15 protein-coding genes, 2 tRNA genes and 3 pseudogenes are annotated in these 20,052 nt (G+C 57.0%); 11 read left to right on the top strand and 9 right to left on the bottom strand.

What is annotated here, in order from left to right; all coding sequences use genetic code 11:
- The first annotated feature begins 68 nt into the window (after nt 1-68).
- From ACYZT2_RS15570 to ACYZT2_RS15580, 3 genes are all read left to right on the top strand, one after another.
- The gene (locus tag ACYZT2_RS15570; RefSeq protein WP_461965329.1) at nt 69-1,355 is read left to right on the top strand and encodes a 3-keto-5-aminohexanoate cleavage protein; all 1,287 of its coding nucleotides are present in this window, start codon (nt 69-71) and stop codon (nt 1,353-1,355) included.
- Nucleotides 1,352-2,602, top strand: coding sequence for an MFS transporter (locus ACYZT2_RS15575; protein WP_461965331.1), 1,251 nt, complete (start codon nt 1,352-1,354; stop codon nt 2,600-2,602). Before ACYZT2_RS15570 ends, ACYZT2_RS15575 begins: the two co-directional genes overlap by 4 nt.
- A 920-nt stretch (nt 2,603-3,522) precedes the next feature.
- Nucleotides 3,523-3,840, top strand: a complete 318-nt coding sequence (locus ACYZT2_RS15580; RefSeq protein ID WP_461973124.1) for a site-specific integrase — start codon at nt 3,523-3,525, stop codon at nt 3,838-3,840.
- A 135-nt stretch (nt 3,841-3,975) separates the two neighbouring features.
- Here ACYZT2_RS15580 and ACYZT2_RS15585 read toward each other — a convergent pair.
- From ACYZT2_RS15585 to ACYZT2_RS15595, 3 genes and pseudogenes are all read right to left on the bottom strand, one after another.
- A tRNA-Leu gene (locus tag ACYZT2_RS15585) sits at nt 3,976-4,062 on the bottom strand.
- A gap of 194 nt (nt 4,063-4,256) precedes the next feature.
- Nucleotides 4,257-4,330 (bottom strand) — tRNA-Cys (locus tag ACYZT2_RS15590).
- Between the two features lie 297 nt (nt 4,331-4,627).
- Nucleotides 4,628-4,821, bottom strand: a pseudogene (locus ACYZT2_RS15595) (helix-turn-helix domain-containing protein); the annotation flags it as partial.
- A gap of 1 nt (nt 4,822) precedes the next feature.
- Here ACYZT2_RS15595 and ACYZT2_RS15600 point away from each other — a divergent pair.
- Nucleotides 4,823-4,933, top strand: a pseudogene (locus ACYZT2_RS15600) (hypothetical protein); the annotation flags it as partial.
- 230 nt (nt 4,934-5,163) lie between these two features.
- Here the strand turns inward: ACYZT2_RS15600 and ACYZT2_RS15605 are convergent.
- The 5 genes and pseudogenes from ACYZT2_RS15605 to nirB form a co-directional block, all read right to left on the bottom strand.
- Nucleotides 5,164-6,027, bottom strand: coding sequence for a methyl-accepting chemotaxis protein (locus ACYZT2_RS15605; RefSeq protein WP_461973126.1), 864 nt, complete (start codon nt 6,025-6,027; stop codon nt 5,164-5,166).
- A 42-nt stretch (nt 6,028-6,069) separates the two neighbouring features.
- Nucleotides 6,070-6,873 (bottom strand): annotated as a pseudogene (locus ACYZT2_RS15610) (MCP four helix bundle domain-containing protein); the annotation flags it as partial.
- Between the two features lie 72 nt (nt 6,874-6,945).
- The gene (locus tag ACYZT2_RS15615) at nt 6,946-7,386 is read right to left on the bottom strand and encodes a CBS domain-containing protein (protein ID WP_461965333.1); all 441 of its coding nucleotides are present in this window, start codon (nt 7,384-7,386) and stop codon (nt 6,946-6,948) included.
- A 31-nt stretch (nt 7,387-7,417) separates the two neighbouring features.
- The gene (gene nirD / locus ACYZT2_RS15620) at nt 7,418-7,804 is read right to left on the bottom strand and encodes a nitrite reductase small subunit NirD (RefSeq protein WP_461965336.1); all 387 of its coding nucleotides are present in this window, start codon (nt 7,802-7,804) and stop codon (nt 7,418-7,420) included.
- The gene (nirB, locus tag ACYZT2_RS15625; protein WP_461965338.1) at nt 7,804-10,365 is read right to left on the bottom strand and encodes a nitrite reductase large subunit NirB; all 2,562 of its coding nucleotides are present in this window, start codon (nt 10,363-10,365) and stop codon (nt 7,804-7,806) included. Before nirB ends, nirD begins: the two co-directional genes overlap by 1 nt.
- 1,112 nt (nt 10,366-11,477) lie before the next feature.
- Here nirB and ACYZT2_RS15630 point away from each other — a divergent pair.
- The 5 genes from ACYZT2_RS15630 (at nt 11,478) to ACYZT2_RS15650 (ending at nt 15,542) form a co-directional block, all read left to right on the top strand.
- Nucleotides 11,478-11,837, top strand: a complete 360-nt coding sequence (locus tag ACYZT2_RS15630) for a DUF6124 family protein (RefSeq protein WP_461965340.1) — start codon at nt 11,478-11,480, stop codon at nt 11,835-11,837.
- Nucleotides 11,838-12,221: 384 nt separating this feature from the next.
- Nucleotides 12,222-12,827: an SCO family protein gene (locus ACYZT2_RS15635; RefSeq protein WP_461965342.1), complete on the top strand. Its 606-nt coding sequence runs from the start codon at nt 12,222-12,224 to the stop codon at nt 12,825-12,827.
- Nucleotides 12,827-13,315 carry a copper chaperone PCu(A)C gene (locus ACYZT2_RS15640; protein ID WP_461965344.1) on the top strand — a complete coding sequence of 163 codons (489 nt, stop codon included), beginning with the start codon at nt 12,827-12,829 and terminating at the stop codon, nt 13,313-13,315. Before ACYZT2_RS15635 ends, ACYZT2_RS15640 begins: the two co-directional genes overlap by 1 nt.
- 136 nt (nt 13,316-13,451) lie before the next feature.
- On the top strand, nt 13,452-14,423 hold the full coding sequence (locus ACYZT2_RS15645) for a TerC family protein (protein ID WP_461965346.1): 972 nt from the start codon (nt 13,452-13,454) through the stop codon (nt 14,421-14,423).
- Nucleotides 14,424-14,615: 192 nt separating this feature from the next.
- A complete protein-coding gene (locus tag ACYZT2_RS15650) occupies nt 14,616-15,542 on the top strand; it encodes a bifunctional 5,10-methylenetetrahydrofolate dehydrogenase/5,10-methenyltetrahydrofolate cyclohydrolase (protein ID WP_461965348.1) in 927 nt (308 codons plus the stop codon).
- A 124-nt stretch (nt 15,543-15,666) separates the two neighbouring features.
- Here the strand turns inward: ACYZT2_RS15650 and ACYZT2_RS15655 are convergent, their stop codons facing one another.
- Nucleotides 15,667-16,584 carry an alpha/beta fold hydrolase gene (locus ACYZT2_RS15655; protein ID WP_461965350.1) on the bottom strand — a complete coding sequence of 306 codons (918 nt, stop codon included), beginning with the start codon at nt 16,582-16,584 and terminating at the stop codon, nt 15,667-15,669.
- 275 nt (nt 16,585-16,859) lie between these two features.
- Between ACYZT2_RS15655 and ACYZT2_RS15660 the strand changes: the two genes are divergently transcribed.
- Nucleotides 16,860-17,540 carry a glutathione S-transferase family protein gene (locus tag ACYZT2_RS15660; protein ID WP_461965352.1) on the top strand — a complete coding sequence of 227 codons (681 nt, stop codon included), beginning with the start codon at nt 16,860-16,862 and terminating at the stop codon, nt 17,538-17,540.
- Nucleotides 17,541-17,844: 304 nt separating this feature from the next.
- Nucleotides 17,845-20,037, top strand: a complete 2,193-nt coding sequence (locus ACYZT2_RS15665) for a TonB-dependent siderophore receptor (RefSeq protein WP_461965354.1) — start codon at nt 17,845-17,847, stop codon at nt 20,035-20,037.
- The last annotated feature ends 15 nt before the right edge of the window (nt 20,038-20,052 follow it).

Below are 20,052 nucleotides of genomic sequence, written 5' to 3' on the forward strand. Positions count from 1 at the left end.
AAGGCATCTGCCTGCGCATCGCGCACATACGGCTAAAGGGTATTTAATTATATAACAGGGAAGTAAATATGAATAACCCACAGAAGACACTTATCTTGGGGTGCGCATCAACAGGCGCAAAATTCACGCCTCGCAACCACCATCTAACAGGGGATCAACTTCTCGATTCTATTTGTACAGGCGCTACTATCAAGGGAGACCAGGACGCCATCGTTAAAGAAGCGATCGAACTTTATAACCTGGGGTGCCGCTACTATCATTATCATGCTCGCAACCCGATAACGCAGGAGCAAACAACTGACAATGACATCTATCAAGCAGTGAGTCGAAATATACAAAGCTCCTGCAAAGATGTCCTTCTGAGTTTCGGGGCTAGTCGCAATGGTAAAGAAGTTCAAGAAAACATTAAGACGTTTGGTGAATGGGAACGGGTTAGCCAATGTGCTTTACCTCTACATTTCGGCGGGGCTCATTTTGTCACCATTCAGGCCGCGATAGAACTGCAGATCATATGCGAGCTAGAAAAGAAAATACAAAAACTCGACTTTGAATATATGCACAGCTCTGCTTTTTTCGAAGACATACAAAAATATGTACCCTCTGCACGTGTTGTACAGGCCACCATGGAAACAAACTCCACGAGTAAAGGTGCCGACTACGGGAGCACTTCACCTTCAATACAGTTTCAAGTCTACCGGAGTGCGATTTCAGCTCGCCGACAACTAGGACTGTTTCATGAAGTCGAATGGGTTCAACTTGCCCGAAGCTATGGCATGACACGCTTTGCCGTTGAACACCCCTCTCTACAGCTGGGCAGCTCCGGCCAGCTAAATATAATCTTATTATTTGGATTTTCCAGTCGCCTTCCGTTTCCGTCATCCTACGAGGAGTTTTGCAACATCATCGAAGTAGCCAAAAGTTTGGAGTTCGACATTTCCAATCCAGATTATAAAAAACGCAAGATAACCATCACTGTCGGTGCCGCCATTATCCCCCAGCAAGCCCACTTGCACTACAAAATGGTGGATGTTGGCCCACGCAAAGGAACCGAAATGTGTGCTTTAAGGCGGCTTGCTACATATGCCTGCCAACCTGGAAGTGGCGTTGATATTCTCCGTGTAGGCATGGAAGATACACCCTATGGGGTAGACGAGAAAGGACAGGTGCACATGAGTGACAACCAACAACTCATGGAGTATGTACTTGAAGAAATCAGCTATAATGGTGTGACGCCTGAGCTTAACCCAGAAACAATAATTAATCGTATGGGGCTCGATATTGTCAGGGACGAGCATCTCACAATACAACGCCAAAGGCCGCTGGGCGTATCAGAAAATGATGGAGCTTTTCAATGACTGATGTAAGCAGTTTGCGCCAGAACTCGGGTTATCGCTGGGTTATTCTTTTGATCGCAACGGTGGCCCAAGCGAGTGCCTGTTTCTTTGTACAAGGTATCGGTGCTATTGCAATCTTCGTCCAGCAGGATTGGAACCTGTCCACGATGCAAATAGGACTATTGGTTTCAGCTGCGCAACTAGTTCCTATCCTCGGCTTGCTAGTTGCTGGAGAATTATTAGACCGATTTGAAGAACGCATGGTCGTGGGTATCGGTACGCTCATCGTTGCGGTTGCACTTTGTGCCTCAACACTTGCTAACAGCTACCTATCATTGCTTATGTTTTTGATCGTGGTCGGTGCTGGCTACAGCACTGCGCAACCGGGTGGCAGCAAATCTGTTTCTAGCTGGTTCCCAAAAAGCCAGTTAGGTTTTGCAATGGGTATCCGCCAGGCGGGCTTGCCCTTGGGGGGTGCGCTCTCAGCGGCGGTACTCCCTTATATTGCCACCCGCTGGGGATGGCAGTACTCGTTTTTAGCGGGCGGACTGGTCGCATTGTTTGGCGCTATCACTTTCTTGAGTTTTTATCGCTCAGCCAATCCCAATAAGCCCCCATCGGTAAAATCCGATAAAAAGAAACTCAAAACTATTCTGGCCTCAAGAATGTCCATGCTAAGTGACCCGGCGATGAAGAACATTATGTTCTCGGGCGTTAGCCTTATTTCAGTCCAATATGGGATTTTGATATTCACGGCACTGTATCTTTATGATCTACTCGATTTGAGCATCACTGCCGCTGCCACATTACTTTTGATTGCTCAAGGAGCGGGCGTAGCGGGTCGTATTATTTTAGCGGCTTGGAGTGATCGTTGTAAATCTGGTCGATACTTCCCCGTATTGGTCTGTATGCTCGCCGTTATTCTCGGCCTAATTGTCCTCGTTTGGTCTCCTATGCGCTCTTTTTGGATGTTGAGCATATTAGTCAGCTGGCTCGGGTTCTTCGGGTTTGGGTGGTATGGCCCGTGGGTAGCCTACGTTGCTGATTCCGCCCCCTCGGACAAGACTGGTTTCGCACTAGGTTTAGCCATGGCGATTAATCAAGTTGCCATTGTCATAATGCCTCCCGCACTGGGCTTGTTGAAGGACGTGACACACAGTTATTTGCCGGGATGGAGCATCTTAATAGCCATGACCCTGACTGCACTGCTCTGCACGGCCTGGAGCACATTTGGCTCTTCAAAAACACCGTCGTTGATTAAGGAATAGCCGATGACTTATTTTTGGTCGCTACCATAAAAGGTTAATTTTGAATATCCATAAATATTTTAGTCATTCTGAGCTGTATGAGTTAGCGGAACGCTCCCATTCTGTAAGTCGTGTTTGCATTTGCACTAAAAAAACACTAACAGGATGGGAAAGCCCTCCGATTTCCCTGCCAGAAACGCTGTTACTCGACATTGGCACGCTAATGTATGACGTCGAGGAAGTGTTGACGCTCAGCGAATATCATCCCAAGGATACCCATTACTGGTCATTAGATGCTCCGATTGCACCACTCTACTTCCCCTACAACCTATGTAAAATTTCCGAATGCTCTATTTGCGGTCGCTGTTTTTTACGTTACACCGAGAGCGGTGCTTACCATATTGAGCAGAGGATTCGGAGCCTGGACCCATCCCTGATCATTAATGCGCCTTTACCTGAGACAGCTTGAAAACGGCGGAGGCGCATTTTTGCGCTCCGCCCAGCCGGAGGGGTGTGGTACGACTACCTGGCCCAAGCCGGGTTTTATTTTGCCCGCAAAAAGACAATGCCCGAACAGGCGAACACCGGGGGGGTTCTACAAAGGGGATAGCCGGCCGGCTGATGCCCCAATCTCGACCATCTGCCAGTCCGGTGCTAACCAGCGGTTGGTGAACGCCTACCTGGTGAAGTACTACGACAACGAGAAGGACGGCATTTCACTCACTGAGCCGAAATGAGGCAAGGCAAGCTGAAATGGGAAGATGACCAAGTAAACCCGGCTCTATAGCCCGGCTGCGAGAGCGCAAGAAAGCCAGCGGCCGGATTTTCTACTACTACGACACGGGGGAAAGGACCGCAGAGAGATTCCGCTCGGCAGCGACTACGGGCTGAAACGATCATGGAGTACGCGAAGCTGGAGCGGGATCGTTAGAGATGGGCAGATTTGGGTACTCCAAGGGAAAACAAAGGCCAAGCGGCGAATTGAGGTGACAGGTAAGCTAAAGGTTTTGATTGATCGAATCTCCCGAAAGTCAGGATATAAGGTCCGCTCGACGCGACTGATCGTGTCTGAGGATGGCACGCCAATGACGGTGGCGATGTTGCGTAGGGGGTTTGATATGGCCAAGGAGGCCGCTGGTGTGTCGAAGCCGGAGTTTCAAATGCGCGATTTGCGCGCAAAGACCGGTACGGACAAGGCTGAATCAAGTGGCGACATCATGCAAGCCAAGGATCAACTTGGGCTACCACCGTTGTTATGACGAGCAGTACAACGCCACCGAAAGGGCAAAAAAGTTTCGCCAACCAAGTGAGTTGCGGACCAACTCCCAAATAGCGGACCAGAAACAAACAAGGGTTTGCATTAGCTTTCGCCCGCAAACCCTTGATTTTTTAGATGGTGCCCGAAGCCGGAATCGAACCGGCACGCCCTTACGAGCGGGGGATTTTAAGTCCCATGCGTCTACCAGTTTCGCCATTCGGGCGGTAGCGCGGTAAAGCAGTCTGGAGACTGACCAATAACGATTGGCAGCTCTGACGCTTATGCAGCAGAGGGGGAAATATATACATCCCGCCCCGGTGAAGCAAGTTCGCAAATCCCCTTTTCAAGACTAAATCTTGCAGGGCTGTGAAAATAAAAAAGCTCCGTAGATCATGGATCTACGGAGCTCGTTTAAAGTGGAGGCCGAAGTCGGAATCGAACCGGCGTAGGTGGATTTGCAATCCACTGCATAACCATTTTGCTATTCGGCCTCAAACATCTGACGTCAGTAGCACGACATCAAACGTGTAAACTCGTATCTGGAAACAAGAGTCTAATCTAGCATCCAACCCTTTGAAATCTAAGGGGTTTTCGTATTCCCTAAGCAGGAATGGACGCAATTCTGGACTGGTTCGAAAGGCATGTCAAGAACTGGAGGAAAATAATTCCAGGTCGTGCCGCCGGTGTATGTTCCAAAGACCGCCGGAGCCTTAAAAGATTGCAGCCTTCGGCAGCTTCTACATGGATCGCGTACATCCGAAGGCTGCGATCTTTTGATCTTGTGCCCTTTAATGACTAACCGCCACCACCCGTTGCAACCTCTGTCGATACTGGCTGGGCGTTTCCTGCATTTCATGGCGCAAGTGTCGATTGAAGTTCGACAGTTGGCATACTCCACTTCAAAGCAGATATCTGCGACGCTGAAACTGCTTTGCGCCAGCAACCGGCAGGCGCGCTGGACCCGCAGCTTGCGCGTCAGGTCGGTCGGCAAGCTGCTGTCTGCGGCGCTCACCGCGCAGATGCCGGTGGAGCAGGCCCTGGCCTCGGCCCAGCAAACCACCGAACGCGAGATGAAGCGCGCTGGTTATCTGTAGGAGCGAGGCTTGCCCGCGAAGAACGATGACGCGTAATACCCGAAAAACGACGGCGCATTCTTCGCGGGCAAGCCTCGCTCCTACAGAGGGTCTTCGCAGACTCACGACCGCTTTTAATGCCTCAATGAAGGGCGTCTTTTTAGCTCTTATGAATGGATGGAAAAAAGGAAACGCCTGGAAGGAAAAAGCGCCCTCATCACCTTACGCTCAATCCAGGGCCAGCCCATGCCTCAAAGACGAAACCGATCCACCGATTGCGAAAGCTGACCCGCCAAAGTAGACAGCTCATCGGTGGTCGAGGCTGTCTGGTTGATGACCTTGCTATTGCCTTCGGACATGCCGGCAATCATTTCCACCTGGTGGGCGATTTCGTTGCTGGCCAGGCTCTGTTCGCCGATTGTGCGGCTGATGTCATTGACCAGTTCAGTGGTGTTGAGCGTGGCCTGGAGGATTTCGCGGATGGCGCGTTCGACGTCGGCGGTCACCGCCATGCCTTTGTCGACCTGCGCTACGCCCGCCTCCATGCTGGTGACCGCCTCACGGGTGCTTTGCTGGATGCGCGCGACCATGGTGGCGATTTCCTGGGTGGAGGCGCTGGTACGGCCCGCCAGGCTGCGCACCTCATCGGCCACCACGGCAAAACCACGGCCCTGTTCACCGGCGCGGGCGGCCTCGATGGCGGCGTTAAGCGCCAGCAGGTTGGTTTGATCGGCGATGCCCTTGATCACCTGAATGATGCTGAAAATCCCCTCGGACTCCTTGTCCAAGGTGCGGATCACCTGAGCCGACTGCTGCGCCGAACGTGCAATACCGTCCATGTCGCTGACCACCTGATGGATCACCCGACCGCCGTTCTTGGCCAGTTCCTCGGCCTGGTTGGCCATGTCCAGTGCGCGCTCGGCATGCCGGGTAATTTCCTCGATGCTCGCGGTCATTTCACTGGCGGCCGCGGCCATGGTGCTGGCGGCGACGCTTTGTTGCTGGCTGCTGCCCGCGACCTGATGGCAGCCGCTGCTCAATTGCTGGCTCATGCCGCTCACGCCATGGGCGTTGCTGCGAACCACCTCGATCATGCCGCGCAGGTCGCGTTGCATGGTCGCCAGGCTGCGAATCAAGGTGCTGGCCTCGTCCGTGCGGGTGGGTTCGACAATAGGTTCGCTCAAGTTGCCATGGGCGATGCTCTCGGCAATGCGACTGGCGATCTGCAACGGCCCCATGATGCTCAGAATCACCCAGCGTCCCTGGGCGAGTAGCAGTAACAAGCTGGCGATGAGGACGGTGCCGAGGGTGAAGTTAGCGCTGCTGATCGCTTGCTGAGTGCCCGCACTGGTCTGTTGGGTATTGGTTTCGATCAGCTCGCTGAGGGCGGCCATCTGGTCTTCCAGTTGGCTGAACGCGGTATTGAACGTGCCGAGTTGCTGCTGTGCGGTATCCGGATTTTCCAGCGCCAGCGCGACAATGCGTTCGGCGGCACTGATGTACGTATCAAGGCTGGGCTTGATCTTGTCCAGTGCTGCCTTGAGGGTGGCATTGATTGGCAGTTTGAGGTTGTCACCGAGCACCTCACGAAAACGTGCCGCATGTTCATCAATGGAGCTGCGCACCTCGGCTTTGCTGCTGGTGCTTTTGCCCAACCCGACCAGCATCGCCGAAAACACATCCGCGCGCAGCGCATCGTGCATCATGTCGGCTTCGAGGTGGTTACGCAGCGCGGTCATGCTGACCTCGTTGTCACTCACCGCTTCAGCCATCCGGGTATTTCCCAGATAGCTGACCAGGCTCACGATCAGGGCGGTGAGCAAACTGGTGCCGATCAACAAAAACAAACGCAACTTTATGGACATTTGATGATTCCCCTGGCGGCATCTGCATGGTCGGCTGACTTGCTTTGCTCTTGGGGTTATCGACTGTTCCAACCGGTTACTTAGGCTTATTTCCATTTGAGCCGGTTTTTACGACCTGTGGTATGCCCTTATCGCGTTTTGATCTTGTGATTCGGCGACGCAGCGTTCTCAGTGGCCGCGAATGTAGTGCTCCAGTTGCCGAATCAGATCGGCCTGCTCGACGATGGCTTCCTTGACCAGATCGCCGATCGACAACAACCCGATCAGCTCGCCGCTCTCCACCACGGGCAGATGGCGCAAATGACTGTCGGTCATGACCGCCATGCAGCGCTCGATGCTCTGCTGACTGTCGGCAGTCACCACCGGCGCGCTCATGATCTCGCGCACCGGTGTACCGACCGAAGATCGCCCCTGTAGAACCACCTTGCGGGCATAGTCGCGCTCGCTGATGACACCGACCACCTGCCCGTCTTCGATCACGGGCAACGCGCCTACGTTCTTCTCGGCCATCATTTTCAGGGCGTCGAGAACCATCTGGTCCGGTGCGATGCTGTGCACCTGCTGGTTTTGCACGACTTTCAGTTTGAGCAACTGTGCGGCTGTCTTCATCAACGTTCTCCGATACGGTTCAGGGCGGCAATCATGCCGCCGCGACTTCCACGATGCCGGCGTTCAGGCGCACCGGCCATACGCGCAGACGCTGCTCCGGGTACTCCAGGCAACTGCCGTCTTCAAGACGGAAATGCTGCTTGTAGATCGGCGACGCCACCACCAGATCACCCTTGAGGCTGCCGATCAGTCCGCGGCCGATGACGTTCGCGCCGGATTGCGGATCATGGTTGTCGATGGCGTAGAGGGTGCGCCCCTCAGCCTGCGGCAGGTAGAACAGCGCCACCTGCGCGCCGTCGAGCCAGACGACGACGCCGGAGTTGCTGACCAGATCCCGCTGGCTGCACACCGCTTGCCAGGCCTGAGCATTGGCCGCAGTTGCAGGGGCTTCGACACGCTGGGTAGTGGGCTGGCTCATCAGGCATTCTCCTCGGTGACAGGGATAAGGTTGAGTTCGGCGGCCATGATCGGCCGGCGTTGACCACGTTCCTGAACAAAATGAATGTCAGGGTCTGGGCGTTGATCGTTGACGAAGGTGCGGAAGCGCTTGAGTTTTTCAGGGTCTTTGAGGGCATTGGCCCATTCGCATTCATAGCGGTTGACCACCAGTTGCATCTGCGATTCGAGTTCCGCGCCCAGGCCCAGGCTGTCGTTGATGACCACGTCCTTGAGGTAATCCAGGCCGCCCTCCAGGCTTTCACGCCAGACCGAGGTGCGCTGCAATTTGTCGGCGGTGCGGATGTAGAACATCAGGAACCGGTCGATGTAGCGGATCAGGGTTTCATCGTCCAGGTCAGTGGCGAACAGCTCGGCGTGGCGGGGACGCATGCCGCCGTTACCGGCCACGTAGAGGTTCCAGCCGTTCTCGGTGGCGATCACGCCCACGTCCTTGCTTTGCGCCTCGGCGCATTCACGGGTGCAACCGGAGACCGCGAACTTGAGCTTGTGCGGCGAGCGCAGGCCTTTGTAGCGATCCTCAAGGGTCAGGGCCATTTTCACGCTGTCCTGCACGCCATAACGGCACCAGGTGCTACCGACGCAAGACTTCACCGTGCGGGTCGATTTGCCGTAGGCATGCCCGGTTTCGAAACCGGCCTCGATCAGCTCGGACCAGATGTCTGGCAACTGATGCAACTGCGCGCCGAACAAGTCGATCCGCTGGCCGCCGGTGATTTTGGTGTAGAGGTCGTATTTCTTCGCCACCACGCCAATCGCGATCAGCTTGTCGGCTGTGATCTCGCCCCCGGCAATGCGCGGCACCACCGAGTAGGTGCCGTTTTTCTGCATGTTGGCCATGAACGTGTCGTTGGTGTCCTGCAACGGCACCAGCGAGGCGTCCATGATCGGCTGGTTCCAGCACGAGGCGAGGATCGAGCCCACCGCCGGTTTGCACACGTCGCAACCGGTGTGACCACGGCCGTGCTTGGCCAGCAGTTCTTCGAAGGTGATCACCCCTTCTACCCGCACCAGCGCATAAAGCTCTTGACGGGTGTAGGCGAAGTGTTCGCACAAGCTCTTGTCGACGCTGACGCCACGGGCAATCAATTCATGTTCGAACACTTGCTTGAGCAGCCCCGCGCAACCACCGCAACCGGTGCACGCCTTGGTCTGCGATTTGAGCAGGCCCAGGTCGGTGCAGCCACCGTCGATGGCTGAGCAGATCGAACCCTTGGTGACGTTATGGCACGAGCACACGGTCGCCGACTCGGGCAATGCGCCCGGGCCCAGGGTTGGCGCGCCGGTGGACGATGGCAGAATCAGGCTGGCCGGTTCCGACGGCAAGGCAATGCCGTTCTGCATATATTGCAGCAGGGTGTCGTAATAGCTGTTGTCGCCGACCAACACCGCGCCGAGCACGCGCTTGCTGTCAGCATCCACCACCAGGCGACGGTAGCTGGCCGTCGCTTCATCAATGAACTGATAGCTGCGCGCACCCGGCGTCTGGGCGTGGGCGTCGCCGATGGAACCGACATCGACGCCGAGCAGTTTGAGCTTGGTCGACATGTCGGCGCCCTGGAACGGCTCCGCCACTTGGTTGCACAGCAGCGATGCGACGCCACGAGCCATCTGATAACCGGGGGCGACCAGACCGAAGAGGCTGCCGTTCCAGGCGGCGCACTCGCCGATGGCATAGATGTTCGGATCGCTGGTCAGGCACTGATCGTCAATCACCACGCCGCCACGCGGACCGATGTCCAGCGCACATTGGCGGGCCAGCGCATCTTGCGCGCGGATGCCGGCGGAGAACACGATCAGGTCGGCTTCGAGGAATTCGTCATTGGCAAAATTCATCCGGTAGCGGTACTGCTCGCCGGCGCTGATCGACTGCGTGCCACGGGACAAGTGCACACCCACGCCGAGTCGCTCGATTTGCGCCTTCAGCGCCAAGCCACCCTGCTCATCCAGCTGCACCGGCATCAGACGCGGGGCAAATTCCACCACATGCGCTTCCAGGCCCAGGCTTTTCAGGGCGTTGGCGGCTTCCAGACCAAGCAGGCCACCGCCGACCACCACGCCACGCCGGGCATTGGCCGCCGCGGCACGAATCGCGTCGAGGTCTTCAAGGGTGCGATACACCAGACGCGAGTCGCCTTCTGCACCTTCAATAGGTGGCACAAACGGATAAGAGCCGGTGGCCAGAACCAGTTTGTCGTACGAGACGCAACCTTGTGCGGTGATCACTTGACGGCGGTCGCGGTCGATTTCCAGCACCGGCACGCCCAGATGCAGGGTGACGCCCGGCGTCTGATACAGAGAGGCTTCGCCCAGGGCCAGCGACTCGGCATCGCGACCGCCGAAATACTCGGACAGATGCACACGGTCGTAGGCACGCATCGGCTCTTCGCTGAAGACATGCAGCCGATAGTGGTCGAGGGCGCCACGCTCGATGAGCTGCTCGACACAATGATGTCCGACCATGCCATTGCCGATCACGATCAGCGTTTGCAGTTTGTTCAATGCGGCGACATTGGAATTCATAGTAAGCACCCAGCCAAAGCCAATCACGGTTAAAAAAAGCAAAAAAAACGCCTGAAACCTCTCGGTTTCAGGCGTCTTTGCCTGTTCTTCGCGGTGTTCGACCTGGCGCCTTCGCCGGATCCACCGATGTTGCCCACGACCTGCTCGGCCGGTCGATCTTCGTTGATCGAGTGGGCTGCCCATCTTTTGTCGATGGACCTGAGGGGATCAATGCAGCCTTTGTGCCAGTCAGTGGGTCGATACTTCATTTTCGCTCTGAACAACCGGGGAATCCGCTTGCAGACTGCGCAATAGACGAGTCTTGCAGGGGTTAGACGGTGTTTCAGAAACCCGGTGCATGGAACCGTTGCGGGCACTCCCCACATGGCGAAAACTCTGTGCCGATGCACGTTTTTATGGCGTCGCGCTTTATAAAAGTGCATGCAGCGGTCAAGACCGCTCGCGATCAATGCCAGTCAGATAAGCCGTAATGCGATCTGTAGCAGCTGGCGAAGCCTGCGTTCGGCTGCGAAGCAGTCGTGAATCCGGCTGATGCGGTCTGCCTGACATACCGCGATCTCTGATTTTACGACTGCTACGCAGCCGAACGCAGGCTTCGCCAGCTGCTACAAAGAGTGCGTCGCGGCTGAAATTGCTTAACTGACCGGCATTTAGGGCAAGCTCCCTCGCCACACAAGCCCGCTCCCACATGGATTGCGCGTTTTTTCGAGGTTTTCAGCGCTTGTAGGAAGTGCGTGTCGGATTGCTAAACATCGACTAAGGGCGGCTGTTTAAGCGCACTCAAGGTTACTTCCTGCAAGCTACAAGATCTTGCGCCGTTGCCTACGCTTACGCCAGAATCCGCCGGCTTGTGCGCCTTGGGGTTGCTCGGTAACTTGATTCGCGTCACTGCCCATCAGTGATCGGGTTTAGCAGCCCGTGTTTGTTAGTGAGGTGCATAGCGTTTCCTTCAGTCAGGTATTCATATCCCTGCACTTGATGGTGGCTGTGCGCAGGGCGCCCTCGGGCGCGCCGGTTTTGCTAACTCCCCGGTCTGCTAACCTGCGTACAGCCGCCACCCTTCGTTTAGCAGCGACGTGTGAACGGCTCCATTTCAGGAGTTGGTAAATAATATGTTTAAGGTTACGCCTAATCCTCCGGACACCGATCCGATATCCCCGTACGAACCCGATTCAAAAAAACTCAATGAGGCCGCCGAGCGAGCCCTCGACTTTCACTTCCCGTCGAATGCCGACATCAAAGCCACGCCGCGAACACGCAGCACCCTGTTTTCCGTGGCCCCAGAAGCCACGGCCGAAACCCTGGCGGTGTTTTTGGTCGAGACGCTGGCCTCGGTCGATGTGATGGTGCATCAGTTGGTGGATCATCTGGAGGGGGAGTCGCGCTACGCCCTGCTGGGCATTTCAAACAGCATCATGGTGGCGGAGATCACCGCGAACCGAGTTCTGGATCACATTAATACGCCTGAGTAGGTGTGGACTGTTGTGGTGAGTGAGTTACTGACGCAGGGTGCGTAGTGATCCTTTTTTGGGGCCGCACCCCAGCGGGAGCAAGCTCCCTCGCCACAGGTTTCTCGGCGCCATTCGGGCAAGCGTCAATGCCGATCTGTAGCAGCTGCTACAGCTGCTACGAAGAGCGCGTCGCTGCTTAACTTGCCGGCATTCAAGCAAGCATTGCCTTCAGCAGCATCGCGTATTTGTACTTTCACGTATCTCGAGACCGCGACCTTTTGGCGCATGCCGGCTGGCCATCGATTGAGCGCCACAGGGCAACTGTTTGTTAACATCCCTGCGCTTTTTTTCATCGATTGATCAGCCACTGTAGATTCCCGGTCGCTACACAGGATGCTTTTTTCCATGAGTACGTTGTATACCCGTCGCACGGTCCTGCAAGGCATGAGCCTGTTGAGCCTTGGCCTGCTCACCGGCTGCGATGACAGCAGCAAGCTGTCGTTCAAGTACGGCAAGGACCTCAGCGACAAGATCATGGGACGTACCTTCAAGCTCAAGGACGCCCAGGGCGAGTACCGGATGCTGGGCAGCTACCGTGGCCTGATGCCGATGATCTTCTTCGGCTTCACCCAGTGTCCGGCGGTCTGCCCGACGACGCTGGCCCGTGCGGCACAGGCGAAAAAACTGATGGGCCGCGATGGCGAACGCCTGCAAGTGATCTTCATCACCCTGGACCCTGAACGCGATACGCCGCAAATGCTCGACGCCTACGTCAAGGCCTTCGATCCGAGTTTCGAGGCGCTGTACGGCACACTGGAAGAAACCGCCGCCACCGCCAAGGAGTTCGGCGTGTTTTATGAAAAGGTCCCGAGCGGTTCGACCTACACGCTCTCCCACACCGCGACCAGCTTCGTTTTCGACTCCCGAGGCAATTTGCGCCTGGGGCTGTCCGCGTCCCTTAATGCTCAAGAGTGTGCAGAAGACCTGCTCACCGTCATGGAGGTCTGCTGATGACTTCGTTCTGCGCACCACGTATTAAACAGCTAGGCATTAAACAACTGATGCTGGGCCTTTCCCTGATCGGCATGGCCTGGCAGGTTTGCGCCCAAACTCAGGTGAATGACGCCTGGGTTCGTGCAACAGTGGCCGGCCAGCATTCGACCGGTGCCTTCATGACCCTCCAGGCCAACAGCGACAGTAAACTGCTTAGTGTGCAGTCACCGGTAGCGAACACCGTGCAGGTTCACCAATCCAGCATGAAAGACGATGTGATGAGCATGAGCCAGGTCGAATTCGTCGCGCTGCCGGCCGGCAAACCGGTGAGCTTTGATCCCCATGGCTACCACATCATGCTGATGGACCTGACGGCTCAGGTTAAGGAAGGCGATAAAGTGCCCCTGACCCTGACGGTGGAAAACGCCAAGGGCGAGAAAGAGACGATCAAGGTTGACGCCGAGGCGCGGGCGCTCGGCATGCAGGATCACAGCAAGATGCATTGAGCGCTTTGCTGAGGACTTGTCGGCAACACTTCGTCAATAACGAATTGTCGGTGAAGAATAATCGGCTTTTCTTCACCGCGATCTCCGCTAGCATGATCCCGTCGGCTCCAGAACAAGACTACGCAGGGAGAGCGACATGCAGCCCATTAACATCGGCGAACTCTGGATGTGGGTCGCCTTCATCGTCTTCGTCATCGCCATGCTGGCTATGGATCTGTTTGTCTTCGGCGGGCGCAAGGCTCATCGGGTATCGGTGCGGGAGGCGTCGTGCTGGGTGATTGCCTGGTGCGCGCTGGCGCTGGCCTTTGCGGGATTGCTCTGGTGGTACTTGAATGCCGAGTTCGGGCCCGAGATCGCCCATCGCAAAACCCTCGAATTCCTCACGGGCTATTTGATCGAGCAGTCGCTGTCGATCGACAACATGTTCGTCTTCGTGACGATTTTCGCCTACTTCGCCGTGCCGCCGGAGTTGCAGCGCCGGATGCTGCTGTACGGTGTGCTCGGGGCCATCGTGATGCGTGGGGCGATGATTTTCGCCGGCGTGTGGCTGGTGTCGCAGTTCGGGTGGGTGCTGTATGTATTCGGTGTGTTCCTGATCATCACCGGGGTCAAGATGCTGGTATTGGCCCATCAGCGGCCTGACCTCCATAACAACCGCTTATTGCGTTGGATACACGGCCATCTGCGCGTCACCGACGGGTTTCATGGCGAGCGTTTTTTTGTGGTGCAAAACGGTCGGCACTGGGCGACGCCGATGTTTCTGGTGCTGGTACTGATCGAGGCCAGCGACCTGATGTTTGCAGTGGACAGCATCCCGGCGATCTTCGCCGTCACCACCGACCCGTTCATTGTGTTCACATCGAACATCTTTGCGATCATGGGCCTGCGGGCTCTGTACTTCCTGCTGGCCGACATGGCCGACCGCTTCCACCTGCTCAAATACGGTGTGGCGATCGTGCTGGTGTTCATCGGTGCCAAGATGACGCTGATACCGTGGTTTCACATGCCGATTGAATGGTCGCTGGCCGTTGTCGGCGGGATTATTCTGACTTCGGTGCTGCTGAGCCTGATCTTGACCCACAAGAAGGATCAAATGCGATCCCCGTAGGAGCTGCCGCAGGCTGCGATCTTTTATCGATCACGAAGATCAAAATCAAAATCAAAATCAAAATCAAAAGATCGCAGCCTGCGGCAGCTCCTACCAAGCCCCGCGACATCCTGTCCATCTGCTGCGGGTGGTACACGGTGGTCATCGACTGGTAACCTGCGCCCTGCTCTTTCAATGACGACGGTGACGCATTTGATCAGCAGTACCCCCCCACTGGCCCGCGATATCGACGGCAAAGCCATTTCTGCCCAGGTTCTCGACGAAGTTCGGGAAGAGGTTCTGGCCCTGGCCGGCCAGCAGATCTACCCCGCTTTGGCGGTCCTGTTGGTGGGCGACGACCCGGCCAGCCACGTTTATGTGCGCAATAAACTGCTGCGGGCCAAGGAAGTCGGTATCCGCTCCCTTGAATACCGTCTGCCGGAAACCGCCAGCCAGGCCCAGGTTCTGGAATTGATTGCGCAGCTCAATGCCGACGCCTCGGTGAACGGCATCCTGGTGCAGCTGCCCTTGCCGGCCCGTATCGATGAGCAAGCGGTGATTCATGCCATCGATCCGATCAAGGACGTGGACGGGTTTCATCGGGAAAACGTCGGCGGGCTGGTGCAAGGCATGGAGGTATTGACCCCCTGCACGCCCAGCGGCTGCATGCGCCTGCTGCATGAGACCTGCGGTGATGACTTGAGCGGCTTGCACGCGGTGGTCATCGGCCGTTCGAACATTGTCGGCAAACCGATGGCGACCTTGCTGTTGCGGGCCAATTGCTCGGTCAGTGTGGTGCACTCGCGCAGCGTCGATGCCCCGGCGTTGTGCCGTTTGGCGGATATCGTGGTCGCGGCGGTGGGCCGACCAGAGTTGATCGACGCCAGTTGGCTCAAGCCCGGCGCGGTGGTGATCGACGTCGGCATCAACCGCATCGCCAGCGAGTCCGGCGACCGTCTGGTCGGCGATGTCAATTACGCCAGCGCCCGTACCGTCGCCCGTGCGATCACCCCGGTACCCGGTGGCGTCGGGCCGATGACCATTGCCTATCTGCTGAAAAACACCCTGATCGCCAGCCAGTTGCAACGCGCCGCACAGGCCCGCGGGCAGCAGCCTGTGGACGACCTGGCGTTGAACTGAATACAACGCACACGGCCCACTTCAAGGTGGGCCGTATCGATAATGCCAGTCAGGCGCGGAACCTTGAAACCCGCGCGCTTTATAAAGCCTTGCGCACCTTGGTCCCAGCGAATCGCTGCGTCAGTTAAAGCCGCACCCAGTTAGCTGACTGAAGGGGCGGAATCACTGACGCTTTGCTACTGAATGTCAGGTCACGGGGCTGGCTCGGTATTTTGGCGACCGGCTGCAGAAAGCCGAGCAAGGCCTGCTGGGTGTCATTCCAGGCCGTCGGGTGTTCCATATCGAGGAAGTGCCCGGCGTTCTTGATGGTCTGAAACTGAGCCTGACGGCTATGAGCCGCAAAAAGACGAGCATCTTCCACCGAGGTGTACTCATCCCGTTCGCCGTTGATAAACAGCAGTGGGACTTCGATGGCATTGGCACAGGAAACATAGCAATGAGTATCTTGGGTCAGCACCTCATTGACGTGAAAATGCATCTGCCGGTATTCGTGTTCGTCCAGGCTGCTGACATGGCGCTCATTGAAACGCTTGAACAGCGACGGCAGGTGCTTGCCGATAGTGCTGTTGATCAAGCGCCCGACATTGCGCCGATCACAGGCCTGAAGAAAATGCCGGCCGCTCTCCAGATAATCGCGCATCGGGGTATTGATCCGCGCGGCGAATGAACTGATCACTGCCTTTTCGATTCGTCGTGGATGCTGCGCCAGCGCCAGCAAGGTCGCCGCCCCGCCCCAGGAAAAGGACATTACATGCTGCGCGCAAAAGTGCTCGATCAACTCCAACAGAATTGCGGCCTCGTCTTCCTTGCGGATCGGTTGGTCGTGCTGGTTGTGTTGTTTCGATTGACCGGCGTAGGGCTGATCGTAGAGGACTACGTTGAAGCGTGGCCGCAGGTATCGCACCGTTTGGGCAAAAGATGCGGTCGTTGCCAGCGAGCCATTGACCAGAATAATGGTCTTGTCGGCGGTGGCGTTGAGATAATGCTCGGTATAAACCTTGTACTTCTTACCAATCTCGACGATCGCAGTTTTCAATGTCATTTCATTCTCTTCCTTGAACAAATTGGATCAACACACAGCGTGAATGACTATCCGGCTTCCTCCGGGCAAGCCTGACAGCAAGAACCAGCGACAACGGTACAAGGGCGCTGAGATGAACACCATGACCATTAAGTCACAAACCGACCAGTGGCTCACAGTTAAGCAGGGATTCTTCCATCTGCAAGTACGCAAGCTTGAAAGTGGCGACCCTGACGCCCCGCCGACATCCGTCTATGATTGTTCATTACCCCCTCGATCCACCGAGGAGTTGGAAGATGTCGCTGACCCTTTACTACCATCCGCTGGCGTCGTTCTGCCACAAAGTGCTCATCGCGCTTTACGAAAACGGCACCGAATTCGAAAGAAGGATCATTGATCTTGCGGACGCTGCCGACCGCGCAGAACTGCAGGCATTGTGGCCAATCGGAAAGTTCCCAATTATTTGTGACCCTGCTCACCAGCGGAATCTGCCGGAGTCCAGCATCATCATCGAGTACCTGGAGCGACTGTATCCAGGCACACACAGCCTGATTCCAGACGATTGGGAAAGCGCGCTGGAGGTCCGGTTATGGGATCGTTTCTTCGACCATTATGTACAAGTGCCATTGCAACAGATTGTCAGTGATCGACTACACGCGACCAACGGTGATTTGACCAGGGAGCGGTCTACGCTGGAAACGGCGTACGGCATGCTCGAGCGCCGAATGGCGTCCAGAATCTGGGTGGCCAGTCCGGCGTTCAGCATGGCCGATTGCGCCGCCGCCCCGGCACTTTTCTATGCCAGGACGCTCGTGCCGTTCCCCGCCGACTACCGGCATTTGAGCGCCTATTTCGAGAGGTTGGTACAGAGACCGTCATTTCAGCGAGTGATTGCCGAAGCCAGGCCTTGGTTTTCGCTCTATCCGTTTGCGGAGGCCATCGAGCAGCGGTTTCGCCAGGCGCCGGAAAACGCATGACCCCGGCGTTTGCGATGTGGCTGGAAGGGATTTGAAAGGCTGTGAGCGATGGCCGGGGGTGTGAGGCCCTCCGTAGGAGCTGCCGCAGGCTGCGATCTTTTGATCTTTCCCATAGACGACTCGTTGCCTGAACCGGTTTCAAGCTCAAAAGATCGCAGCCTGCGGCAGCTCCTACAGTTACCCAGCGATCGTTGCGATGACACTTTCATTTCATGATCGATCCTCTTGTATGATGCCCCGCTTCAAGCGTGAGCCGCAGGCTAAGACCCGCCATCCCCAGGCCCGCAGTCGTCGAGGATTTTTCATGAATAGGCTTTACCGGACCTCCCGCCAGGGAGTGGCCGCCCCGTGGTTCGCGTTCAATCCCCTGAACCTGGGCCTGGGCCTGCTGCTGTCCAGCGCCGTGCCTTCGGCCTGGGCCGCGACCGAACTGCCGACGGTGACCGTCACCGGCGAAGACACCTCCGGTTATCAGGCCGACAGCGCTTCGGTCGGTGGTTTCGAGGCGGCGCCATTGCTTGATACACCGGCGTCGATTTCGGTAGTCAATGAAGCCTTGATCAAGGATCAGCAGGCCCGTCTGCTCAGCGAAGTTCTGCGCAACGACGCCTCGGTGGGTGAAAGCTACGCGCCGGTCGGCTACTACGAAAACTTCGTCGTGCGTGGCTTCTCTCTCAATTCCGCCAGCAGCTACAAGATCAACGGCCGTACCATCACCGGCGAGCAGAACGTCGGGCTGGAAAACAAACAGCAGGTGGAGTTGCTCAAGGGTCTTTCCGGTCTGCAAAGCGGTGTCAGCGAGCCCGGCGGGCTGGTCAACTACGTGACCAAGCGGCCCGCCGATGTGCGTTCGGTTACCGTCTCCACCGATGATCGCGGCAGTGGTTACCTGGCCACTGATGTCGGTGGCTGGTTCGGCAGCGAGCAGCAGTTCGGCCTGCGCGCCAACCTGGCCCACGAAGACCTGCATTCCTACGTCGAACACGCCAATGGCCAGCGCGATTTCGCCTCGCTGGCGTTCGACTGGAACATCAGCCCCAATGCGCTGCTGCAACTGGATGCCGAGTACCAGACCAAGGAACAGCGCTCGGCACCGGGCTATCAATTGCTCGGCGGTTCCAGCCTGCCGCACCACGCCTCGCCGAAAAAGCTGCTGGCACACCAGAGCGGTTCGAAGCCGGTCACCACCGATGCGCTGAACCTCAACGGCAACTTCGAATATCGCTTCAGCGACCAGTGGAAAGGCAGCCTCAGCGCCTCGCGCAGCCGGGTGGTGATCGATGACTACAGCTCGTTCGCCTGGGGCTGCTACGGCTCCGCCAGTTGCGCCAGCGCGGCGGTGCCGAACTACTTCAGCCTCGAGGGCGACTACGACATTTACGATTTCCGCAGCCCCGACGATACCCGCCGCAACGATGAGGTGCAGGCAGCCCTCAGCGGCCGCTTCGAAACCGGTGGCCTGGGCCACGAACTGAGCGTCGGGACTAGCGCGTTCCGCCGCGTAGTGGACAAACGCGATGCTATCAACCAAATGATCGGCAGTGCCAACATCAACAGCGAGCCGGCTGATTTTGCCCGCTACGACGGCCCGCTCAACGATTCCTACCGACGCCTGGACAGCCGTCAGTACGGGCTGTTTTTCAACGACCGGATCAGTTTCAACGAGCAATGGCAGGCAGTGCTGGGCGGGCGCGAAGTGCGCCTGGATGAAGAGACCTTCGACAGCCAGGGCGACACCACCCGGCACACCCAACGCTATGAGTTTCTGCCCCAGGCCGCGCTGATCTACAAGCCGCTGCAAAACCTGTCGCTGTACACCCGCTACAGCAAGGGCCTGTCCCTGGGTGGCGAAGCGGCGTGGTTCACCACCAATGCCTATGAAATCCTCGTGCCCACCGTGTCGCGACAAATCGAGGCGGGTATCAAATACGACTGGCAGCGCATCAGCCTGGCCGCGGCGCTGTTCCAGATTCGCCAGGCCTACCAGTACTCGCGACCGAATGACGACGGCACGTTCACGTTCACCCAACAGGGCGAACAGAAGAACACCGGGCTCGAGCTCTCGGCCAATGGCTGGGCCAGCCAGCGCCTGCAGATTTCTGCCAGTGTCGCGGCGATTCGCGCGCGGGTCACCGACAGCGGCACGCCAGCTTATGAGGGCCACCAGGCAATCAACGTTCCGACCCTGCGCGCCAACCTCTACGGCGACTATGCCCTGCCCTGGTTCGACGGCCTGGCACTGCTCGGCGGAGTGCAGTACAGCGCCAGCAAGTACGCCAACCGCCAAGGTGAAGTGCAGACCGATGCCTATGCCATCTTCAACATCGGCAGCCGCTACAGCACGCGCATCGACGGTTACGACACCGTGTTCCGCCTGACCGTGGACAACCTGTTCGACAAACGCTACTGGCGTGACGCCGGTGAATACATGGGCGATGGCTACGTGTTCCAGGGCGCCCCACTGACCGCCCGGCTGAGCGCCTCGATCAACTTCTGACCGTGCGCTCCGATT

The sequence above is a fragment of the Pseudomonas sp. MDT1-85 genome, from assembly GCF_054898065.1.